The 21,281-nt window shown below is 68.3% G+C and carries 8 protein-coding genes and 1 pseudogene; 6 read left to right on the top strand and 3 right to left on the bottom strand.

Annotation, left to right across the window (positions count from 1 at the left end; genetic code table 11):
* The 5 genes and pseudogenes from M1M07_RS12280 to M1M07_RS12300 all read left to right on the top strand — a co-directional run.
* Positions 1–233, top strand: a pseudogene (locus tag M1M07_RS12280) (Hsp70 family protein); the annotation flags it as partial.
* An 8-nt stretch (positions 234–241) separates the two neighbouring features.
* Positions 242–2,665 (top strand): LuxR C-terminal-related transcriptional regulator, encoded by a 2,424-nt coding sequence (locus M1M07_RS12285; protein WP_248674327.1) that lies wholly within the window; start codon positions 242–244, stop codon positions 2,663–2,665.
* Positions 2,656–4,269, top strand: coding sequence for a hypothetical protein (locus M1M07_RS12290; RefSeq protein WP_197250663.1), 1,614 nt, complete (start codon positions 2,656–2,658; stop codon positions 4,267–4,269). Before M1M07_RS12285 ends, M1M07_RS12290 begins: the two co-directional genes overlap by 10 nt.
* Before the next feature lie 66 nt (positions 4,270–4,335).
* Positions 4,336–5,652 carry a S1 family peptidase gene (locus M1M07_RS12295; RefSeq protein ID WP_197250662.1) on the top strand — a complete coding sequence of 439 codons (1,317 nt, stop codon included), beginning with the start codon at positions 4,336–4,338 and terminating at the stop codon, positions 5,650–5,652.
* Positions 5,653–5,816: 164 nt separating this feature from the next.
* Positions 5,817–7,109, top strand: a complete 1,293-nt coding sequence (locus M1M07_RS12300) for a S1 family peptidase (protein ID WP_197250661.1) — start codon at positions 5,817–5,819, stop codon at positions 7,107–7,109.
* A 76-nt stretch (positions 7,110–7,185) separates the two neighbouring features.
* Here the strand turns inward: M1M07_RS12300 and M1M07_RS12305 are convergent, their stop codons facing one another.
* A complete protein-coding gene (locus M1M07_RS12305; RefSeq protein ID WP_197250660.1) occupies positions 7,186–7,683 on the bottom strand; it encodes a hypothetical protein in 498 nt (165 codons plus the stop codon).
* A 347-nt stretch (positions 7,684–8,030) separates the two neighbouring features.
* Positions 8,031–8,714, bottom strand: coding sequence for an ammonium transporter (locus M1M07_RS12310; RefSeq protein WP_197250659.1), 684 nt, complete (start codon positions 8,712–8,714; stop codon positions 8,031–8,033).
* 411 nt (positions 8,715–9,125) lie between these two features.
* Here M1M07_RS12310 and M1M07_RS12315 point away from each other — a divergent pair, with 411 nt between their 5' ends.
* Positions 9,126–12,377 (top strand): (Fe-S)-binding protein, encoded by a 3,252-nt coding sequence (locus M1M07_RS12315; RefSeq protein WP_248674328.1) that lies wholly within the window; start codon positions 9,126–9,128, stop codon positions 12,375–12,377.
* Between the two features lie 123 nt (positions 12,378–12,500).
* Here M1M07_RS12315 and M1M07_RS12320 read toward each other — a convergent pair whose 3' ends face one another.
* Positions 12,501–21,113 carry a non-ribosomal peptide synthetase gene (locus tag M1M07_RS12320; protein WP_248674329.1) on the bottom strand — a complete coding sequence of 2,871 codons (8,613 nt, stop codon included), beginning with the start codon at positions 21,111–21,113 and terminating at the stop codon, positions 12,501–12,503.
* Between the last annotated feature and the right edge of the window lie 168 nt (positions 21,114–21,281).

A 21,281-nucleotide genomic window follows, 5' to 3' on the forward strand; every position in this document is an offset into this window, starting at 1 on the left:
CCCCGGCACCCACGACGACACAGCCCCCGGCGCAACCCCCGGCCGCACCCTCGCAGCCGAGCGGTGCCGGTGTCGGCCAGGCCGCCGAAGGCATCGGCAACGGCGTCGGAGGGGCCGTCGAGGGCGTCGGCAACGGTCTCGGCGGAGTGGTCGAGGGCGTCGGCAACGGTCTCGGCGGGGTCGTCGAAGGCACCGGGAACGCGGTCGGCGGCCTGCTCGGCGGCGGAAACTGACAGCGCGGATGAGTTCGCCCGCACTCCCCCGCGTGGTCGCGCACGCGCTGACCGCCGATCCGCCGCGACTACTGGTCGTCGGCGGCGCCCACACCGGGAAAACGAAGCTGCTCAACGAGATCCGGCAAACGCTTCCGCACATCGTGGTCGTCGACGACGCGCATCGCCTGCCCGCAGACGAGATCCGGAACCTGGCCGATCGGATGATCCACGGGGATCACGGCATCGTCGTCGCCACGGAGCCGCGGCCCCACCGCGCGGAGATGCTGCAGCTGATGAGCACGGGTGCCGCGCACGCGTGCACCGTTGCGCTGCGGCCGCTCACCATTGAGGAAGCATTGCACCGGGCAACGGCCTTCGGGATCTCCGATCCGACGCTCGTACGCGCGGTCCTGTCCTTCACCGGCGGCGCGCGCGACCTCGCGGACGCAGCGTTCGCCGCAGTGCGGGAGGGCGCGGATCCGCGATCCGCTGCCGTGGACCGGGTGCGCACCCGGCTCGCCGGCAATCCCGGTCTCGCCGGAGCGCTGGCGCTGGTCGAGTTGGGCGGAGCCCCCGATCCTGCCGAACTCACCGCCGCGCTCGGCATAGATGCCGATCTCGCCCACGACCTGGCCGACGCCGCACACGCGAGCGGCCTCCTCACGACCGGTGGCGACGAACTGGTCCCGGCCGCCTCAGGTGTTCCCGCCGCGTCGCTGGGCCCGCACGGATTCCGGACCGTCGCCCAGGGACTGCTGTCGTGCCGCGTCGACCGCGACCTGCTGACCGTCCCGGTCGCGTCGCGTCTCGCAGCAGCCGGACTTACCGACCCTCGGCTCGCCGATTACCTTGCAGCCCAAGCCGACTCGTCGAATCCGGCGGAGGCATCCGACCTGTACGCCGCGGCGGTGCGCGCCGGTGCCGACGCGGCGGACCTGGCACTGCGGCGCGCCGAAGTCGCCGCTGCGACCGGCGACCGGTCAACCGCCGCCGCCCTGACCGACGAGATTCTGGAACGCGCCGACTCCCTCTCCCCGGCAGATCTGGCCACTGCCGTCCGGATCGCCGCGACCGTCGCGGCCGGTGACGGCATGCTCGGCCGCAGCGCGGACCTGTACGAGTGGCTCGGCCCGGACCGGGCCGGGGCCGATGCGCCGATCGGGGCGGCGGTGCTGCTCGCCGCCGGCCGTCCCGAGGCCGCGATGCGCATGCTCGAGACCTCTGCCGCCGTCGCGCCCACGTCCTCGGCGGCCGCCGCGCGACTGCTCGCCGAGGGCCTGCGCGAATCGATCGGCGGTGACGGACGGGTCGCGATGAACGCACTCACCCGCGCGCTGTCGATGCGCGGGACGGCCCGCACCGTCGTGCAACCGGACACCGTGGAGGCGATCACGGCGCTGCTGTGCCTGCACTCCGGCGAGCTGACGCACGCGACGAACGTGCTGGCCCGGCACACCACGCTCACGGTCCGGCACGAACTGCTGGCGGCGTGGGCAGCTCTGCTCGGCGGCGACCTGTCCGCAGCGTCCGCCGCGGCCGACGACCTGTCCGGCCGCGCGGTTCTCCAGCGCGACCGGCTGTTCCTGCACGGCCTACGGGTCGGTGCCGCCCGGCGCAGCGGCGACTCCGGGCGCCTGCACGCCGAATGGGAGGCCGCGCAGGGCGTCGTCGCGGAGTACTCCGTCGACCTGCTGAGCCTGCTTCCCCTCGGCGAACTGTGGCTGGCCGCCGTCCGGGTCGGCGACGCACCGCGCATCTCACACCTGGTCGCGCAGGCCCGGGATCTGCTCACCGCGCTCGGCGAGCCCCCGCTGTGGGGTGCGGCGCTGCACTGGTACGGGGTGCAGGCGGCGATCGCGGCGGAGCGGCCGGACGAACTGCTGCCGCACGCCCGCGCCCTGGCGGTCGCCGCCGAGTCCACCGCGTACGCCGCCGCGCTGGCGCGGGCCGGGCAGGCATGGCTGCGGCTTCTGCAGAACGACGTCGACCCCACCCGGGTGCGGACCGCCGCCGAATCGCTCGCGGCGATCGGACTGCCCTGGGACGGCGCACGGCTGGCCGGCGAGGCCGCGCTGCGGGCCGGCGACACCGCCGCGGCGACCGGATTGCTGCAGGTGGCGCGCGCGTTACGGCATCCGGCGACGACGACCGCCGATCCCGCCGCGACGTCCGCCGACACGGTGTCGCCGACGACCGGACCGTTGTCCGACCGCGAAGCACAGGTCGCCGACCTCGTGGTTTCCGGCCTGACCTATCGCGAGGTCGGTGCACGGCTGTACATTTCCGGCAAGACCGTCGAACATCATGTGGCCAGGATCCGGCGCCGACTCGGTGCCGGTTCCCGCTCGGAGCTGATCTCCATGCTCCGGGCGATGGGGCACGGGGGCGACGGTCGCATTAGTACGAGTAGTAGCAGTGAGAAGAAGGGGGGAACTTCGGCATGTCCGTAGGCGTCGGCCTGCGCGTGGGCACCACCGTTTCATCGGTTGCCGTGACCTCCGCCGTCCCCGGTCAGCCGGGTCCCGCACCGATCGAACGTCGCAGTGCAGTGCACCTGCACCAGGACGGTACCGCGACCCTCGGCGAGATCGACCCGGTTCTCGATCAAGGGGCCAGTTCCTTCACCCACTTCCTGGAACACGTCGGCAACCAGGCCGGCATCCGCGCCGCGGACGGATCGCTGTCCCGCGCCGAGGACCTGGTGGCGACCGCGATGGAATGCCTGCTGGCCGATGCCGCGCCGCTGATCGGCGACCGCGAGTACACCGTCGTCGCGACCCATCCGACGGACTGGGCACCCTCGACCATCGCGGTGCTGCGCAACGCCCTCGACTACGTCGGCCTGCGGCACGTGTCGCTCGTGTCCGACGCCGAGGCCGCCGCGGCCTGGTTCGAATCCCAGGTGTCGCGTCAGACCGGCCGTCTCGTCGCGGTCTATCACATCGACGACCACGGTTCGACTGTCACGCTGGTCCGTGCCGGTATCGCCGCGGGCAAGCCCGTCCGGTTCGGGATCGCCGACGCACCGCCCGTCACGAAGCAGCTGTCGACGGCACTGGCCGGCTTCGGATGGCAGATGGCGAACCTCGATGCCGTCGTCGTCACCACCGACGAGAACGTGGACACCGCCGCAGCACAGCTCGTCGCGCAGTCCGTCAAGGCCGGGCTGGGAACGAGGTGCGCGCTCGCGCCGGATCCGCACCAGACGATGGTGCGCGGCGCCGCGCTCGCGGCCGCGGCCGGTTCCGTCGAATACCTCGGCTCGACGCAGATCATCCCGACGACCCGCACGAGTCTGCCGCGCAAGCAGACTCCGCAGGGCAACGGGTCCGCTCCGCGGCTCGTCGATCCCGACGCCACCACGGTGATCCCGAAGGTCGCGCCCCGCGAGCCGCACCGCGCGATGCCGACCGCGCAGCCTCCGAAGACCGATCGGACCACCGCGTCGACGGCCCGCGCGGGCGACGTGGCGACGATCGCGCCGGACGAGGACTCGACCGCACGGCGTCCCTCGCCGATCCTGCTGGCCATCTGCGCCGCGGCGGTCGTGCTGCTGGCCGTGGTGGGTGTGCTCGTGCTGACGCAGCGTGACTCGGCCGCCGAGACCAATACATCGGTGGCCGACCAACGTGTGACCGCGACCATTCCGGAACTGCAGTCGCCGCGTCCCACGCCGGCGAAGACCAGCACCACGACGACCACCACGAGTGCGCCGCCGACGTCCTCCGAAGCGGAGAGCACGACCACCGAGCCGGCCGCACCCGTGGTGGCCCCGGTCGACGACTCGACGGCCACGGCGGAACCGGCGGAGACCACGACCTCGCGTCAGGCGGAAGCGGTCACCACCACCACGGTGCCGCAGACCACGACCACCAGACCGGCCCCGGGTTGGCAGACCACCGAGGAGAAGCCCACGCGGAGCCGGGACCGGGACACCCCGACCCCGACCACCACGAGGCAGACCCCGACACCGACCACTACCCAGAGCGAGCCAGGGGGATCGCCGGGTTCGGGTCCGGGTTCTCCCTCAACTCCCCCCGGGAACGATTCCTAACCGAACCGCTCCCGTAGGCTGTTTCCGATCGTCGTAACCGCACATCGATCACAACGAAGGGCTTTCATGCGTCTCTCGCCGGCGTCGCGCGCCGCTGCACGTACCACTGCTCGCCGGCTGGCTGTCGCTGCCGCGTCGGCGCTGCTGCTGGTCGGTCCGTTCACTGCGACCGCTCAGGCGGACCCCGCGGACGAGCTTCCGGCCGAGTTGATCGAGGCGGTCCAGCGCGATCTGCAGATGTCTCCCGAGGAGTACCTCGAGCGGTCGGCCCGGGCGCAGGAACTCGGCGAGTACGCCCGTGGTTTCCGGTCCGAGCGTCCCGCGGACTTCGCGGGCGCGTGGATCAACCGCGATGGCGAGCCGGTCGTCGCGGTCACGAACTCCGATGCGGCCCGCAAGGCCGAGAGCGACGGCTACACCGCGACGGTCGCGCCGGTGTCCGCAGACGGTCTCGAGTCGGCGCTCGCCGAACTGAACCGCTGGGTCGCGGCCCTGCCGCGCGACGTGGCCGGTGTCGTGCAGTCCACCTCGATCGACGTGCTCAACAACCAGCTCGTCGTCGACGTCGTGAACACCCCGATCGGCCGTGCACTGAATCTCCCGTCGCTCATCGCGAACGTGCAGGTGCAGCTGACGCCGGGCCTGCCGCCGAACGATCCGGCGCCGCTCGGTGGCGACACCTACATCACCGCGGACGGCGACGTGCGTTCCACGCCGCTCGATCGCATCGGCATCTGCTCGTTCGGGTTCAACGCGGTCGATTCCAACGGTGACGCGGTGAACGTCACCGCCGGCCACTGCGACGCGGTCGCCCGCCCGCAGGGTGGTTCCGCGGTGTACCTGCCGAACCGCGAGAACATCGACGAGAGCACCCGTATCGGGGCGTTCACCCGTTCGTCGGTCGGCACCGACAGCCCCCTCGACTACGGGATCATCGGCTTCAACAAGGCCGGTGTCGACGCCGGGCTGAACCGGCCGGTGGTGCGCGGCGGCAACGGTTCGACGCTGACGGTCACCGGCACAGCGGTTCCGGTCGTCGGGGCCCCGGTGTGCAAGTCCGGCCAGTCGTCGTACTTCACGTGCGGAATCGTCTCTGCCGACCGCATCGAGACCCAGCTGGTCTACCCCGACGGGGACAGCACCACGATCCGCGGCTTCGCGACAACGGTGTGCACCCTCTCCGGTGACAGCGGCGGTGCGATCGTCACCGGCACCCTCGCGCTCGGCGTCATCAGCGGTTCGAACAGCGCCGGGGCCCCCGACTGCGTGGAGGCGAACCTGGTGCTCGCCCCGAACGGCGGCACGTCCAGCCTGGGCATTCCGATTCGTGACATCGAGAACGCGACGGGCACGCGGGTTCGAACCGCGAGCGAACCTGCCTGACCCGCCGCCCTCCAGCCCGCTTCACCCCATATGATCTGACGCATCGACCGCCGCCCCGCGTTCGGGACGGCGGCTTTGCATAGAGCCAGACCAGACCGTGTAGACAGCAAGATCCCTGTAGTCGCCGAACCTGCACACGAGCAGGACCTATGAGGAAGGCATTCATGCGACGCTCCTTCGCACGTCGGGCAGCGGTGATCGGTTCGGCAGCACTGTTGCTGCTCGGCCCCACCATTGCCTCGGCGCAGGCCGAACCGGCCGACAAGCCCGCCGACCTGCCCATCGAGCTGGTCGACGCGCTTGCGCGCGACCTCGGCATCAGCCCCGAGCGGTTCATCGCCGATGCCGACCGCAGTCAGGAGCTCGCGCAGTTCGCGGCGACCGCCCGTGAGAAGTTCGCGGACGTGTTCGCCGGTGTCTGGCTCGACGAGCAGGGCACCCCGACGGTCGGCCTGGCCGACGGCGACGAGCACGACGCCGCGCGCGACGCCGCCGAGGACGAGGGATTCACCGTTCAGCCGGTCGAGCGCAGCGAAAACGAGCTGGAAAGCCTGTCGAAGCAACTGAACGACTGGCTCGACACCCAGCCGTCCGCGGTCGCCGATCTGGTGCGCGGCATCGCCATCGACCTCGTCCACAACGACGTCGTGGTGCGCGCCTCCGATGTCGCCGGCCTGCAGCTCCCCGACGCCCTTCAGGGCGCGCGTGTGCTGCTCGCCCCGGCCACCCTGGAACCGGAACTGCTGAAGCTCGAGCCGATCGCCGGACTGGCCTCGGCCGATGCGCTGTTCGGCGGCGACGCCTACGCCGCGTTCGGCGCCGGCACCGGCCTGCGCTGCTCGCTCGGATTCAACGGTGTCGACGGCTCCGGCAGCCCGGTGAACATCACCGCAGGTCACTGCGACCCGAACCGTGCCCAGGCGGGCACGCAGTACGCGTCCGAGGTCTTCCAGGCCATCGGTGACGGACTCGGCCAGAAGATCGGCACGTTCGAGAGGACCAGCCTCGACCACCGCGACTACGCACTGATCCGCCCGACCGCCGAGGCTCGCGGCCGGTTCGAGAACAACGGCGTTCGCGTTCCGCTCGCGGCACCGCTCGCCGTCACCGGCACCGCCGAGCCCGTCGTCGGCGCACCCGTGTGCAAGTCCGGTGTCCGCACCGGGTACAGCTGCGGTGTCGTGACGGCCTCGAACCAGACCGTCGAGATCGGCCACCGGGTGCTCGACGGCGGCTTCTCCACCAACCTGTGCGCCCTGCAGGGCGACAGCGGCGGCACCCTGGTGACCGGCACCCTCGCCCTGGGCATCTCCAGCGCGTCGAACGTCGGCCAGTACCAGATGTGCGAGATCGCCGGCGTCGTCAGCGGCATCCTGGGCGAGAGCCCCGAGCTGTACGCGACCCCGATCTCCGCGATTCTCGCCGAGAACCCGGGTCTGAAGGTCCGCACCTGGTAACAGGTCCACCCATCGAAAAGGCCGCCTCCCGGACGGGAGGCGGCCTTTTCGGTTCTCGGGTACCGAGCGGGAGCGCTCAGGAGCAGACCGGCGAGGTCAGCTGCGCGAGGGAGACGAAACCGCAGGCATTGTCCTTCGACAGCTTCCACACGCCGTCATCGGCGACGAAGACGACGGTGCCCGGGTTCGGGTTGCCGCCGATGATCATGTCGATACCGGCGGTTGCGGTGCCGTCGCCGCCGTCGACCACATCAACGACGGTGATGACCGCGTCGTTCGCCTTCGCTGCGGCCGCCACCTGGTTGATGAGCTCCGGGTCCTGCTCGGCACCCTGAACGAGCGGAATCTTCTGCTCGAGCGGCACCGTCTCGTCGAAGGCCATCGCCAGGGACGCGTTGAGCTCGGCGGCCGTCGGGACCGGCGGATACGCGGCAGCCTCGGTGGTGGCAGCGGTGGTGGTGGTGGTCGTCGAGGTGGCCGCCCCCTTGTCGTTGCTCTCGTCCGAGCCGCAGGCCGTCATCGTGAGTGCAGCGGCAAGTGCCGCGGTGGCGACAGTCGTCTTCCCAAACTTCAAGTTCTTGTTCCTTTGCTTCCTTCGGTTCGAATCCGACAGCCCTTTGTGGGCGATTCCCCCTTGCGAACCGGGGATCAGGATACCGGGGTCCGCCTGTCCCGACCGGGCGGGCGATACACGCCGAGCGAGACGTCGGCCACCTTCGCGCCGCCGGAATCGTTAGGATCCGTACTTTCCGTCACCAACGAAATTGAGGTACCACCAGTGCTGGGCGTAATCGTCGATATCCTCGAGTACCTGATCCAGATCTTCTTGTACTCCGGCTCCGTCGGCTGACGGAATCGGTCCGGAAACGGGTTCGGCCCGGCACCGAGGGGTGCCGGGCCGAACCAGTTTTTACGACCGAATCACGCGTAAGGCGTGGTTCCCGGAGGCGCCGCAAGGGTCTGCAGCAGGCCGATACCGGCGATGATCAGGGCCGGACCACCGACGACGATCGTGCCGATGACGCCACCGACTCCGGCGCCGAACGGAACGGACGCCAAACCAACCGGGCCACCGAGGAAACCGAGTCCGCCCACAACTGCGCCGATAATGGTGCCCGCCAGGCCGCCGACCGCGGTGGCGATTCCCAGCTGCGAGCTGAAGTTGTTCTGGGCCTTCAGGTTCTCGTCCGGCGACGCGACATCCTGCAGCTTGAGGCTGACCGGCGTCAGACCGAGAGCGACCTTGTCCTCGGGCGCAACCGGGGTGGCCTTGGACGGATCCGTGACCGGGGTCAGCGTGAGGGTCTTGCCGTCCTCGCTGATCTCCCGCTCGAACGGCAGCTGGAGGTCGCCGAGCTGGATCGCGAGCGGCAGGCTGACGACGGTGTTGCCGTCGGTGTCCTGGAGCTCGACGCTCTCACCGTCGCCCGAGACCTTGAAGGCACCCGCATCGATGACGGTGACGACGGAATCGCCCTCGGCCTTGACCTCGTAGTGGATCTCGTCCTGCGCAGCTTCGGCGGGCGCCGCGTACGAGGTACCCGCCGTGATCCCCATCGCCGCGATGGTCATGGTGGCCACCGCTGCAAGCTTCCTGAGCTTCATTTGTTCCCGTTCTGTGACATGTGGCGCACGCCCCCGACGGACGCCCCCCTGGATGGATCAGCTTTGCACCGCAAAGTTTCACTCCCCATAGCGAGAAACCCCAGCGTGCAGGCTGTTGCTGATCATATCCGAAATCACACCCGACTTCGTTACCGGGTGGTGCCACAAATGTGCGCGAAAAGCCGTGTGACGGTCGCCGATTCGAGACCCGAGAGGGACTTAGGTCATCCTGAGCAGTTGGGACGAACGGTGCGACCTCTACCTTGTGGCAGAGAACCTCGGCAGTTCCGTCACAAGTTACCGACGAGTAGCCAGAATCAGGGAAGTTACCAGCGGGTAACTTGTGACGCGCTACGATGCTGGGGCTGATACCAGGCGGCCCGGAGCCGCCCCCGACACGAAAGGCCACGTATGAATGCCCTGACGATCACGTTGGGCACGATCGGCGTGCTGCTGAGCCTCGTGTGTTGGTACTCGTTCATCGGCGGGGCCCTGAAGATGGTCAACACCGTCCGGATCGGCCAGCCGGCCCCGGATCGGTGGCGTCCGTTCTTCCCGCGCTTCAAGCAGATGATCGTCGAGTTCCTCGCACACACGCGAATGAACAAGTTCCGGACGGTCGGCTGGGCCCACTGGCTCGTGATGGTGGGCTTCCTGCTCGGCGCCATCGTCTGGTTCGAGGCATACGGACAGACGTTCAACCCCGAGTTCCACTGGCCTCTCATCGGTGGCACCGCCGTCTACCACTTCGTCGACGAGATCCTCGGCCTCGGCACGGTGATCGGCATCGTCACGTTGATCATCATCCGCCAGCTGAACCACCCGCGTCAGCCGGGCCGGTTGTCGCGTTTCGGCGGCTCGGACTTCAAGGCCGCGTACTTCGTCGAGACCGTCGTCCTCATCGAGGGCCTCGGCATGATCTTCGTGAAGGCCGGCAAGATCGCCACCTACGGCGGCGGCCACGCGAGCACCGACTTCTTCACGATGAACCTCGCCCAGCTGCTCCCGGCGAGCACCGTGATGGTGTCGATCTTCGCGTTCATCAAGTTGATGTCCGGCATGATCTGGCTCTACATCGTCGGCCGCAACATCACCTGGGGTGTGGCCTGGCACCGGTTCGCCGCGTTCTTCAACATCTACTTCAAGCGTGAGGACGACGGCGGCGTCGCGCTCGGCGCGGCCAAGCCGATGATGTCCGGCGGCAAGCCCGTCGACATGGAAGACGCCGACCCGGACAAGGACACCTTCGGCGCCGGCCGGATCGAGGACTTCTCCTGGAAGGGCTGGCTGGACTTCACGACCTGCACCGAGTGCGGTCGCTGCCAGTCCCAGTGCCCCGCCTGGAACACCGGTAAGCCGCTGTCTCCGAAGCTGCTGGTGATGTCGCTGCGCGACCACGGCTACGCCAAGGCCCCCTACCTGCTGGCCGGTGGCCGCAAGGACCTCGGCGGCGACGAGGTCGGCCTGGTCGACGGCGAAGGCAACGTGCTGGAGGAGAAGATCGCCGCAATCCCAGCGGCCGCCCGCGCCGAAGCCGACCGCAAGCTCGTCGGTGAAACCGCCGAACTCGTCGAAGCGGGCGAGCTCGCGCCGGTCATCGACACCGAAACGCTGTGGTCGTGCACGAACTGCGGTGCGTGTGTCGAGCAGTGCCCGGTCGACATCGAGCACGTCGACCACATCATCGACATGCGCCGCTACCAGGTGCTCATCGAATCGGACTTCCCGTCCGAGCTCGCGGGTCTGTTCAAGAACCTCGAGAACAAGGGCAACCCGTGGGGCCAGAACTCCAAGGACCGCCTGAACTGGATCTCCGAGATGGACTTCGACATCCCGGTCTTCGGTCAGGACGCGGACAGCTTCGACGGCTACGAGTACCTGTTCTGGGTGGGTTGTGCCGGTGCCTACGAGGACCGCGCGAAGAAGACCACCAAGGCCGTCGCCGAACTCCTCGCCACCGCCGGCACCAAGTTCATGGTGCTCGGCGCCGAGGAGACCTGCACCGGTGACTCGGCTCGCCGCGCCGGCAACGAGTTCTTGTTCCAGCAGCTGGCGCAGCAGAACATCGCGGTCATCGACTCGGTGTTCGAGGGCACCGAGAAGTCCAAGCGCAAGATCGTCGTGACCTGTGCGCACTGCTTCAACGCGCTGAACAACGAGTACCCGGAGGTCGGCGGCCACTACGAGGTCGTTCACCACACCCAGCTGCTCAACCGCCTGGTGCGGCAGAAGAAGCTGGTGCCGGTCGCGCGTCTGGGCGAGGACGTCACCTACCACGATCCGTGCTTCCTGGGTCGCCACAACAAGGTGTACAACGCGCCGCGTGAGCTGATGGAAGCCTCCGGTGCGACGCTGCGCGAGATGCCGCGTCACGGCGAACGGTCCATGTGCTGTGGTGCCGGTGGTGCCCGCATGTGGATGGAAGAGCGCATCGGTAAGCGCATCAACATCGACCGCGTCGACGAGGCACTGACGACCGCGCCGTCGAAGATCGCGACGGGCTGCCCGTTCTGCCGAGTGATGCTCACCGACGGTGTCACCGCTCGCCAGGAACAGGGCCAGGGTGAAGGTGTCGAGGTTGTCGACGTCGCGCAGCTGATGCTGTCGTCGATCGAGCGGCTCGAGCCCAGCCAGCTCAGCGCGAACCTCGAGGTCGTGCAGGCCGAGAAGCCGGAGACCCCGGTCACCGCCGAGGTCGAGGCCGAGGAACTCGAGGCCGAACGTGTCGCCGAGGTCGAGGCCGCCGCCGTTGCGGCTGCTCCGGCAGCCGCCGCAGCCCCGAAGGGTGGCGGCCTGCAGATGAAGGGCGGTCTGAAGGCTCCGGGTGGCAAGCCCGGTGGTCTGCAGATGAAGGGCGGCCTCAAGGCTCCCGGCGCGAAGGCCGAGGCCCCTGCTGCTCCGGCGGCCGAGGCACCTGCGGCTCCGGCAGCGCCTGCTGCCAAGCCGGGCGGGCTGGCGATGAAGGGTGGCCTGAAGGCTCCGGGCGCCAAGAAGGCCGCGGCTCCGGCTGCTGCCGCACCGGCGGCGGAAGCACCGGCCGCCGAGGCTCCGGCGACCCCGGCCGCACCGAAGGCCAAGCCCGGCGGACTGGCAATGAAGGGCGGACTGAAGGCTCCCGGCGCCAAGAAGGCCGCAGCTCCGGCTGCACCGGCCGCACCGGCACCGGCTGCCGAAACCCCCGCAGCCGAGGCTCCGGCCGCAGCCGCACCCGCCGCGCCGGAACCGCCGAAGGCGAAGCCGGGCGGACTTCAGATGAAGAGCGGGTTCAAGGCTCCGGGCGCCAAGAAGGCAGCGGCACCTGCCGCTCCGGCTGCTCCGGCACCGGCTGCCGAAGCTCCCGCCGCCGAGGCTCCCGCTGCTGAGGCTTCGGCCGCCGCGGCACCCACGGTGACGGAACCGCCGAAGGCGAAGCCGGGCGGACTTCAGATGAAGAGTGGCTTCAAGGCTCCGGGCGCCAAGAAGACAGCGGCACCTGCCGCTGCGGCTGCTCCGGCACCTGCGGCGGAAGCGCCCCAGGCCGCCGAGCCCGAGGTCGCCGAGGCTCCCGCCGCCGAGGAGACCCCGGCTCCCGCCAAGCCGGCCGCGGACGTCCCGCCGCCGCCGAAGGCGAAGCCGGGCGGCCTGCAGATCAAGGGTGGCATCAAGCCGCCTGGCCGCAGGTAATCTCTCGACATCGAATGGCCCCCTCCGATTCAGGAGGGGGCCATTCGACATTCAGGGATCCTCAGCGTCCGGCAGCCGGAGAACCTTTCGAGCGTCGGCAGAGTGCGCCGATCGCACCGCCGATCACAGGCCGGAACTTGTGCAGACCCTCTCGGACAGCGCATCCAGCGCTCGGCGTACGACCGGTCCCACCGTCGCGAGCGCCTCGGGCGAGGTCATCTCCCAATGGGTCACGGGCAATACGTGATCGTGGACTTCGCCCGTGGTGGTGTCGGTCCAGCCTGTAACTCCCTGCCGACCGTCGGCCCCCGCGGTGAAATACAGAATGTCGCCGTCGAACACTCCGGGGCGGTGATGTTTCTGCAGCGTCAGGTTGTGTTCGGCCGAGGCAAGCAGTCGGCGCACCAACTGTTCGGCGCGTTCGACAGGACTCCCCGTCAGTTCGGCGACCGTCGTGACCAGACCCGGGATGTCCTGCGGTGCGCCGTCGGCAAAACCGAAGCCGGCGAGCACATCACTCAGGGACACCTCGGCACGTTCGGACGAACCACCACCGGCGAAACTGTCGAGCATCGCGAGCAGTTCGACCGACTCGCCCGCGGCCTGGAGTCGAACCGCCATTGCATGGGCGATCACGCCACCGAGCGACCAGCCGAGCAGACGATACGGGCCGTGCGGTTGCACCCTCCGGAGTTCGTCGACGTAACGCTCGGCCAGATCGTCGAGCGAAGCGGGCGCGAAGTCCGGTTCGGCGATGCCCGGTGACTGGAGACCGTGGATCTCCGTGTCCAGATGCTGAGCCAGACCCGAGTAGCACCAAGACAATCCGACGATGGGGTGCACACAGAACAACGGGGTCCCCGGGCCCTGGCTGCGCAGCGTTATCACCGGATCGAGGGCATTCCCGGTCCCGGCTACAGCACCCTGGTCCACCAGGCGAGCGAGCCCTTCGACCGTCGACTCCTGGAAAAGCCACTGCAGCGGTACCGGCGCATCGAACTCGGCGCGAAGCCTCGACACGACCTTGGTGGCGACGAGAGACGTGCCACCGAGCGTGAAGAAGTCGTCGTCCAGACCCACCCGCTCGGCACCGAGGACCTCGGCGAACACCGCCGCCACCACTTGCTCGACCGGGCTGACCGGAGCCCGGAACTCGCGCGCCTCGAACACCGGCTCCGGCAATGCCTTCCGATCCAGCTTCCCCGACGCATTGAGCGGCAGCGCCTCGAGCAGCACCACCTGCGAGGGCACCATGTACGACGGCAAGACCCCGCGAACGGCGTCACGCACGCCCACCGCATCGAGATCCATACCCGCAGCAGGAACGACGTACCCGACGAGATGCTCACCCAGATCACCGCCGCGTACCACCGCCACCGCCTGCGTGACACCGGCGACGCCGAGCAGAGCCGACTCGATCTCGCCCAGCTCGATCCGCTGACCACGGAACTTCACCTGGAAATCGGTGCGCCCCAGGTATTCCAGCTCACCGGACGCGCTCCACCGCACGAGGTCACCCGTGCGGTACATCCGGCCACCCGAACCGAACGGATCGGCCACGAACCGCTCCGCCGTCAGGTCCACCCGGCCGTGATAGCCACGCGCCAACTGGACACCGGCCAGATACAACTCCCCCGCGACACCCACCGGCACCGGACGAAGCCGGGCATCGAGGACGACCACTCGCGAATTCCACTGCGGAAGACCGATCGGGACCGTCCGCCCCATCGCATCACCCGCGACGACCCGGCGATAGGTGATGCTCACCGCCGCCTCGGTCGGCCCGTACAGATTGTGCAGCGGCGCCGACGACAGGCGCGTCCACGCACGCACCGTCTCCGGTGGCAATGCCTCACCGATGACGAACACATCACGCAGCGTGATCAGATCCTCGGATGCAGCCTGCTCGGCGAACACCGTCAACATCGACGGCACGAAATCGGTGAGCGTCACTCGCTCCCGCGCCACCGTCCGGGCCACATACCCGGGGTCCCGGTGACCGTCCGGCGTGGCGACCACCAGATGCGCACCGACCTGCAACGGCATGAAGAAGCCCCACAACGACACGTCGAAGGTCGTCGCGGTCTTCTGCAGATAGACATCCGATGCGGTGGGTGCGTAGCGATCCCGCATCCACGCCATCTGATTCGCGATCGCACGATGCGGAACCGCGACACCCTTGGGCCGACCGGTGGACCCGGACGTGTAGATCACGTACGCCGTGTTCTCCGGCCGCAGCGGCGACACCCGATCGGCATCGGTAACCGGCCGATCGGAGCAGGACGACAGATCCACCTTGTCGACGAACACCACGGGGGCCGCTCCCCCGCCGGCGAAGCCGTCTCGCGAAGTCGACAGAACCGCAACGGGCCGAGCCGAATCCAGCACGTATCCGGTGCGCTCGAGTGGATGGTCCGGATCCACCGGAACGTAGGCGCCACCCGCCTCGAGCACCGCATAGATCGCGACCACCAGATCCAGACTCCGCCGGATCGCCAGCGCCACACGAGATTCCGGACCCACACCGATCGAGATCAGATGCCGCGCCAATGCCGACACCCGAGAATCGAACTCGGCATAGGTGAGCCGGTCACCCTCGAAACTCACCGCGACCGCATCCGGCGTGAGCGCCACCTGCTGCCGATAGCGCTGCAACAGCAACTCGTCCTCGACCCGATGATCGGTGTCGTTGACCTCGACGACGAGCCGATCCCGTTCGGCGTCGTCGAGCAAGACCACATCACCGATCGACATCGTCGTATCCGCGACGAATGCCCGCAGCACCCGCAGATACCGTTGCGCGAACCCGGCGATCGTGCTGTCGTCGAACAGATCGGTGGCATAGGCGAAATCCACTGTCATTCCACCGAACTCGGTATCGATTCCAGGACGTTCCGCGACCGTGAGCTGCAGATCGAACTTCGCCACCGAGAAGTTCGGCTCGACCGCGCCGATGGTCAGGCCGGGCAACTCGAACGCGGTCGGGGCGAAGTTCTGGAAGAACAACGCCACCTGGAACAGCGGATGCCGCGCCTGCGACCGAACCGGATTGAGCACCTCGACCAGCCGCTCGAACGGCACATCGGCATGACCGAACGCCGCGACGTCCACCGAACGCGTCTGCCCGAGCAACTCCGCGAAGGACTGCCCCGGATCGACCTGCGTCCGCAGCACCAGTGTGTTGACGAACATCCCGACGATGTCGTCGAGCGCGCGCTCACCACGACCGGCAACCGGTGTCCCCACCGCAAGGTCGCCGGTGCCGGACAACCGCGCCAGCAACACCGCGAGCGCTGCATGCATCACCATGAACACCGTGGCATCGTGCTCGCCGGACAGAACGGCCAACGCCTCGTGCAGGTCCGCAGGAACCTCCACCGTCAGGTTCGCCCCGCGATGGGACGCCACCTGCGGGCGGACCCGATCGGCCGGGAGATCGAGCTGCTCCGGAAGCCCGGCGAGCTGCCGCGTCCAGTACCCGAGCTGACGGGAGATCACCGACTCCGGATCATCCTCCGACCCCAGAACCTCCCGCTGCCACAACGCGAAATCCGCATACTGGACCTCGAGCGGCACCCACCCCGGCGCCTCACCCCGGCACCGAGACTCATACGCCACCATCACATCCCGTGCCAAGGGCCCCATCGACACACCGTCACCGGCGATGTGGTGCACCACGAACGCCAACACGAACTCGTCCACCGCATCCGAGATCCGGAACAACCGCGCCCGCACCGGCACCTCGACCGCCACGTCGAACCCCGCCGAGATCACCTCCGACACCGCCGGCACCACATCCGCCGACGCGACATCGACCGGCACCAGATCCACCGGCACGTCCTCCACCCGGAGAACCTGCTGCCACCCGACACCGTCGAGCTCCGGATACACCGTCCGCAACGACTCGTGCCGCGCCAACACATCTCCGACCGCCGCGGCCAACGCCGCCACATCCAACGCACCCGTCAACCGCAGCGCCAACGGAATGTTGTTCACCGCCGACCCCGGATCCAAACGGTTCAGGAACCACATCCGCTGCTGCGCATACGACAACGGAACATGCTCCGGACGCTCCCGCGCCACCAACGCCACCCGACCGCCGGAGCCGACATGCTCCGATGCCCGTGCCGCCAATCCCTCTACCGACGACGCCTCGAACAACACCCGCACCGGAACCGATGCATCCAACGCCGCGCCCAGCCGCGCGACCACCTGCGTCGCCGACAACGAATTGCCACCCAGAGCAAAGAAGTCGTCGTCCAGACCGACCCGCTCCACGCCCAGCACCTCGGAGAAAACCGACGCCACCGCCTGCTGCACCGACGTCACCGGCGCACGGAACGCCTGCGCCTCGAACACCGGCTCCGGCAACGCCTTCCGATCCAGCTTGCCGGACGCATTGAGCGGCAGCGCCTCCATCACGACGAACTGCGTCGGCACCATATAGCCCGGCAGCACATCGCTCATCTCGGCCCGCAACGTCGAGGACGACACGTCACCGTTCGGGACGACATAGCCGACGAGCTGACCGGAACGCACCGCAACCGCAGCCGCGGCCACGTCGTCGAGGCTGTGCAGTACCGCCTCGATCTCACCGAGCTCGATGCGCAATCCCCGCAGCTTCACCTGATGGTCGATTCGCGCGATGAAGTCCAGGCGTCCGTCCGGTCGGCGGTACACCAGGTCGCCCGTCCGATACATGCGTCCGGGCGCCACCGGGTTCGCGACGAACCGTTCCGCGGTGAGACGCTGCGCCCCCAGGTAGCCGCGGGCAAGACCCTCGCCCGCGAGGTACAGCTCACCGATCCCGCCGAGCGGAACGGACCGCAGGCGGTTGTCGAGAACGAGAGCGGTCGTGCCGGGAATCGGGCTGCCGATCGTGACCTGCTCGCCGACCTCCTCCGCCGTAGCCACGATGGTCGATTCCGTCGGTCCGTACGCGTTGATCATCGAACGGTCGGGCACCTCGGGATGGGACGCCCACTGCGCTGCGAGATCGGACGGCAGGGCCTCACCGCCCACCGCGACGACACGCAAGCCGTCGGATCGCGCGGGATCGAGGGACGCCAGAACCGCGGGGGTGGACAGGAAATGCGACACCCGCTGGTCGATGAGGAACCGCTGCAGGTCCTCACCGGCGAACGTGTCGTGCGGCGCGACGACGAGGCAGGCGCCGGAAGCGAAAGCAAGCAGCATCTCCAGCTGCGCCGCGTCGAATGCCGGGTTGTAGCTTTGCAGCACACGGGAATTCGGAGTCACTCGATAGGCATTCACAGCCCAGGTCGCGAGGGGCCCGAGGCCCCGGTGGGTGACGACGACGCCCTTGGGTTTCCCGGTGGAACCCGACGTGTAGATGACATAGGCCGCGTCGTCGACCGAAATCTGCGCATTCACCGGCTCCGCGGAACCGCCGAGCGAGTCCACCGTGACCCAGTGGACCCACGAGCCCACGCCCGCGGGAGGCGAGTTCTCGCAGATCGCGACACCGGCACCCGCTCCGCGAATTTCCTCGTCGACGCGGTGGTTCGGCTGATTCGTATCCAGCGGCAGGTAGGCGGCGCCGGTCTTCGCGACAGCCCAGATGGCCGTCACGAGGCCGACCGAGCGTGGCATCATCAGCGCGACCACATCCCCGCGGGTGACACCGGCCGCAACGAGCTCCTGCGCCAGCCGGTTCGATCGCTCGTCCAGCTCCCGGTAGGTCAAGGTGGCGTGGGTATCGGCCACCGCCGGCCTTTCGGGATGACGCGCCGCCGTCTCGGCGAGGATCCGAGCCAACGTTCTGGGGGCGTCCGGAGCGTCCCCTTCGAGGGGCGCACCGGATTCCAGCGGGATGTCCCGGACCTCGATCGTCGGATTCACAGCGACGGATTCGAGAATGCCCCCGAGCTGCCGCGCGATCGACGCTGCGAGGGATTCACCGAAAAGCTCTCGAACGAAGCGGATTTCGATGTCGATCCCCGCAGCCTCGGCACCCGACGACATTTCACGGAACGCGACGATCAGGTCGAGGTCCGCCGACGGGGACTCGTCACCGATGCCCGATATCAGCCCGACCTGGAGATGCCGTCCACCCAGGAGATCCGCGAGCTTGTCGTAGGGAACGTCCGGAGCTCGAAATGCCTGGGAGTCGAAATCCTTTGCCGCCCGCACCAACTCACCGAACCGATGCGCCGATTCGACCACGGTCCGAAGTGGGATCACGTTGCTGCCGGTTCCGGATTCGATCGGTGCTCCGATGACGACGTCGTCATCCTGCCCGAGTCGCGACAACAGCACCGCGAGCGCTGCGTGCACGAGAACGAACGTCGAGGCGCGCTCCTGCCGAGCGAGTACGAGGAGCGCACGATGAATCTCCGCCGGTACGTGGGCTGTGGTCGTGCCGAATGTCCGGGTCGAGCCGGACGCGGATGTGCGCTCGACCTGCAGCGGCGCAGGGGTTTCGACACCGTCGAGCGCGCGTCGGCGTTCGGCCGAGGCCGCTGATGCCGCGTCCTCGGGCTCGACCGGGCGGAGCCGATGTTCGTGATCCCAGTAGCCGAACCTGCCCTGGCGGTACATCCGGCTGCCGGGAGGACCCGCGGGGTTCGCAACGAATGTCGCTGCCGTCCAGCCGGCCCGTCCTTCGAAGCCCCGGGTCCACGCCGACGCCACCAGATAGATCTCACCCATCGAGTCGAGCGGTACCGGCCTGAGCCGCGTGTCCAGCAGGATCGCCGAGACGGGACTGTCCGGCAGACCGGACCACTCCACAGCATCGGACGGATCGAGGCGACCGAGAACCTCGTCGATCAGAGCCGGATCGCGGCGCACGTGCTGCCGCGCGCCGTCGTCGGGACTGTTCGCGACCTCGATGCTCCGGATCAGGTTGGAGGCGCCGAGCTGAGTGAGCACCAGACTTGCGGGGGCCCCGAACGGCGTGGATACGTAGCCGACACAGGCCGCATGGTCGAAACGGACCGCGTGCCGACGCTCCGGGTCCGGCGGCGTGTCGGCATCGCGGGTTTCGTCCACGTCGATCCGGAGCACTCCGGCCGGGACGAGGAGCGGATCGGAGGCGATCGCGGCGACCACGCCGGCGTCCGCGAAGAAGAGGGCACGAACCGGTTCGGGAAGTTCCGGGTCGATCGGGACGAGGGTGGCGCCGCTGCGGATCACACCCCACGTCGCCGCGATCCGCTCGTTCGAGGGCGGCAGGACCACCGCGATCCGATCTTCCGCACCGAACCCGCGCTCGACGAGGTTCGCGGCGATCTGCCGGGAACGTTCCTCGAGGTCGTACCCGTCGGCGGTGCGCGGTCGGTTCGTGCGGTCGTCGGTGTCGTAGTCGTCCAGCACGTCGATCAGGGTTTGTTCGACGCCCGCTGCCGGTGTGGCGATCCGGGAGACGACGGCGTGCTCGGCTGCGGTGAGAATTTGGTAGTCGCCGATCGCGACGGTCGGCCCGGCAGTGACGAATGTCTCCAAATATCGTAGGAAACGTTCGTGGTGGCGTTCCAGTTCGTCCGGTTCGTAACGCGCGGGATTTGCTTCGAAGTCGATTCGTAGTCTGTTCGGATGAATTCCGGGGTAGATCGAAACGGACAAATCTTCGACCGGTCCGGTGCTGAGGACGTTGTATTCGCCGGTCACTTCGCCGAGCACAATTTCCCGGTGGAAGAGCATGATATTGACGAGGGGTCCGAAACCGGCGCTGCCGGCGGTGAGTCCGGACATTTCGCGGTACATGTCTTCGTATCGGTACCGCTGGTGCCGCAGCGCCCCGGTGATCTCGGCCTGGATCGTCCGGACGAGGTCCTGCGGGGTGGCAGTGGGTTCGACGCGCATTCGTAGCGGCACCACGTTGGCGAGAGTTCCACCGGACCGCTTCGCGGCGGCCGTGGTGCGAACCGCGACAGGCAGGCCCAGCACGATGTCGCTCTGTCCGGTCATGCGGGCAAGGAACGCCGCGAACGCGGCGAGCACGATGGGCACGGCGGTGGTGCCCCAGTCCGCCGCTGCCGCGTCCATATACCTCAACAGGCCCGGGCTCATCTCGTGCCGCACGAGGCGGGACGGCATGCGCGGGGGTCCGGATCGGTCGGTCAGGCGCGCCGGCCGGGGCAGGTCCGCGACTCGCTCCGCCCAATAGGCCCGATCGTCCTCGAATCGGGCAGTGGTCCGGTACGCGTCCTCCATTGCGTACAGTTTCCGCAGGTCGACGGCTTTTGACGGCGGCGCCTCGGTGCCCTGTATCGCGTGCGTGTACAGCTCGGCCACTCGATTCATCAGCGTCATCGCGCCGTGGCCGTCGAGCACGAGGTGGTGGGCCACGCTCAGCCAGAAGTAGCGGTCTTCGGCGATGTGGAGCAGCTCGGTGGCGATCAGCCGATCCCGGTACAGATCGATCGGTCGGCTATACCGCTCGACCATGTAGTTCCGAGCCGCCTTTACCGGATCGTTGTCTTCCCGGAAGTCCCGATACCGAAGCGCGTCCTCGATGGTCGGATCCACGACCTGGTAAGGCTCGCCGTCCCGGTCGAGGATCAGCAGCCCGGGCGACAGCAACTCACGGGACGCCCGGTCCGCCGCAGCGACGAGCACATCGAATTTCAGAGGGCCGCGAACGTCCACGTACTGGGCAATTGTGTACGGAACATCGGGAGAAATCTGCTGAGCGACGAAGAGTCCCCGCTGTGAGGGTGCCAGCGGAAACGGCGACAATGATGTTGATTCGCCGTCGCCCGACTTCGGCACGCCCGACCCCTTTTCGACACTCGGTGATCCCCGTACGCCACTGCGTACGTACAAAGACTTATCCTAGCGGGGAAAGAATCGTTACCTTTCGTATACATGACTGCACCCAGAGAGCGGTCGCATGTGTTCGACATCCGGTTACCGATCGGCGGAGACGGAAGCCTAGGA

The sequence above is a fragment of the Rhodococcus sp. HM1 genome (assembly GCF_023218075.1).
Taxonomy (GTDB): Bacteria; Actinomycetota; Actinomycetes; order Mycobacteriales; family Mycobacteriaceae; genus Rhodococcus.

Bases quoted from the DNA above. Each gene is read 5' to 3' on its own strand.
- M1M07_RS12285 (WP_248674327.1), top strand. From the start codon at position 242: ATGAGTTCGCCCGCACTCCCCCGCGTGGTCGCGCACGCGCTGACCGCC.
- M1M07_RS12290 (WP_197250663.1), top strand. From the start codon at position 2,656: ATGTCCGTAGGCGTCGGCCTGCGCGTGGGCACCACCGTTTCATCGGTT.
- M1M07_RS12295 (WP_197250662.1), top strand. From the start codon at position 4,336: ATGCGTCTCTCGCCGGCGTCGCGCGCCGCTGCACGTACCACTGCTCGC.
- M1M07_RS12300 (WP_197250661.1), top strand. From the start codon at position 5,817: ATGCGACGCTCCTTCGCACGTCGGGCAGCGGTGATCGGTTCGGCAGCA.
- M1M07_RS12310 (WP_197250659.1), bottom strand. From the start codon at position 8,714: ATGAAGCTCAGGAAGCTTGCAGCGGTGGCCACCATGACCATCGCGGCG.
- M1M07_RS12315 (WP_248674328.1), top strand. From the start codon at position 9,126: ATGAATGCCCTGACGATCACGTTGGGCACGATCGGCGTGCTGCTGAGC.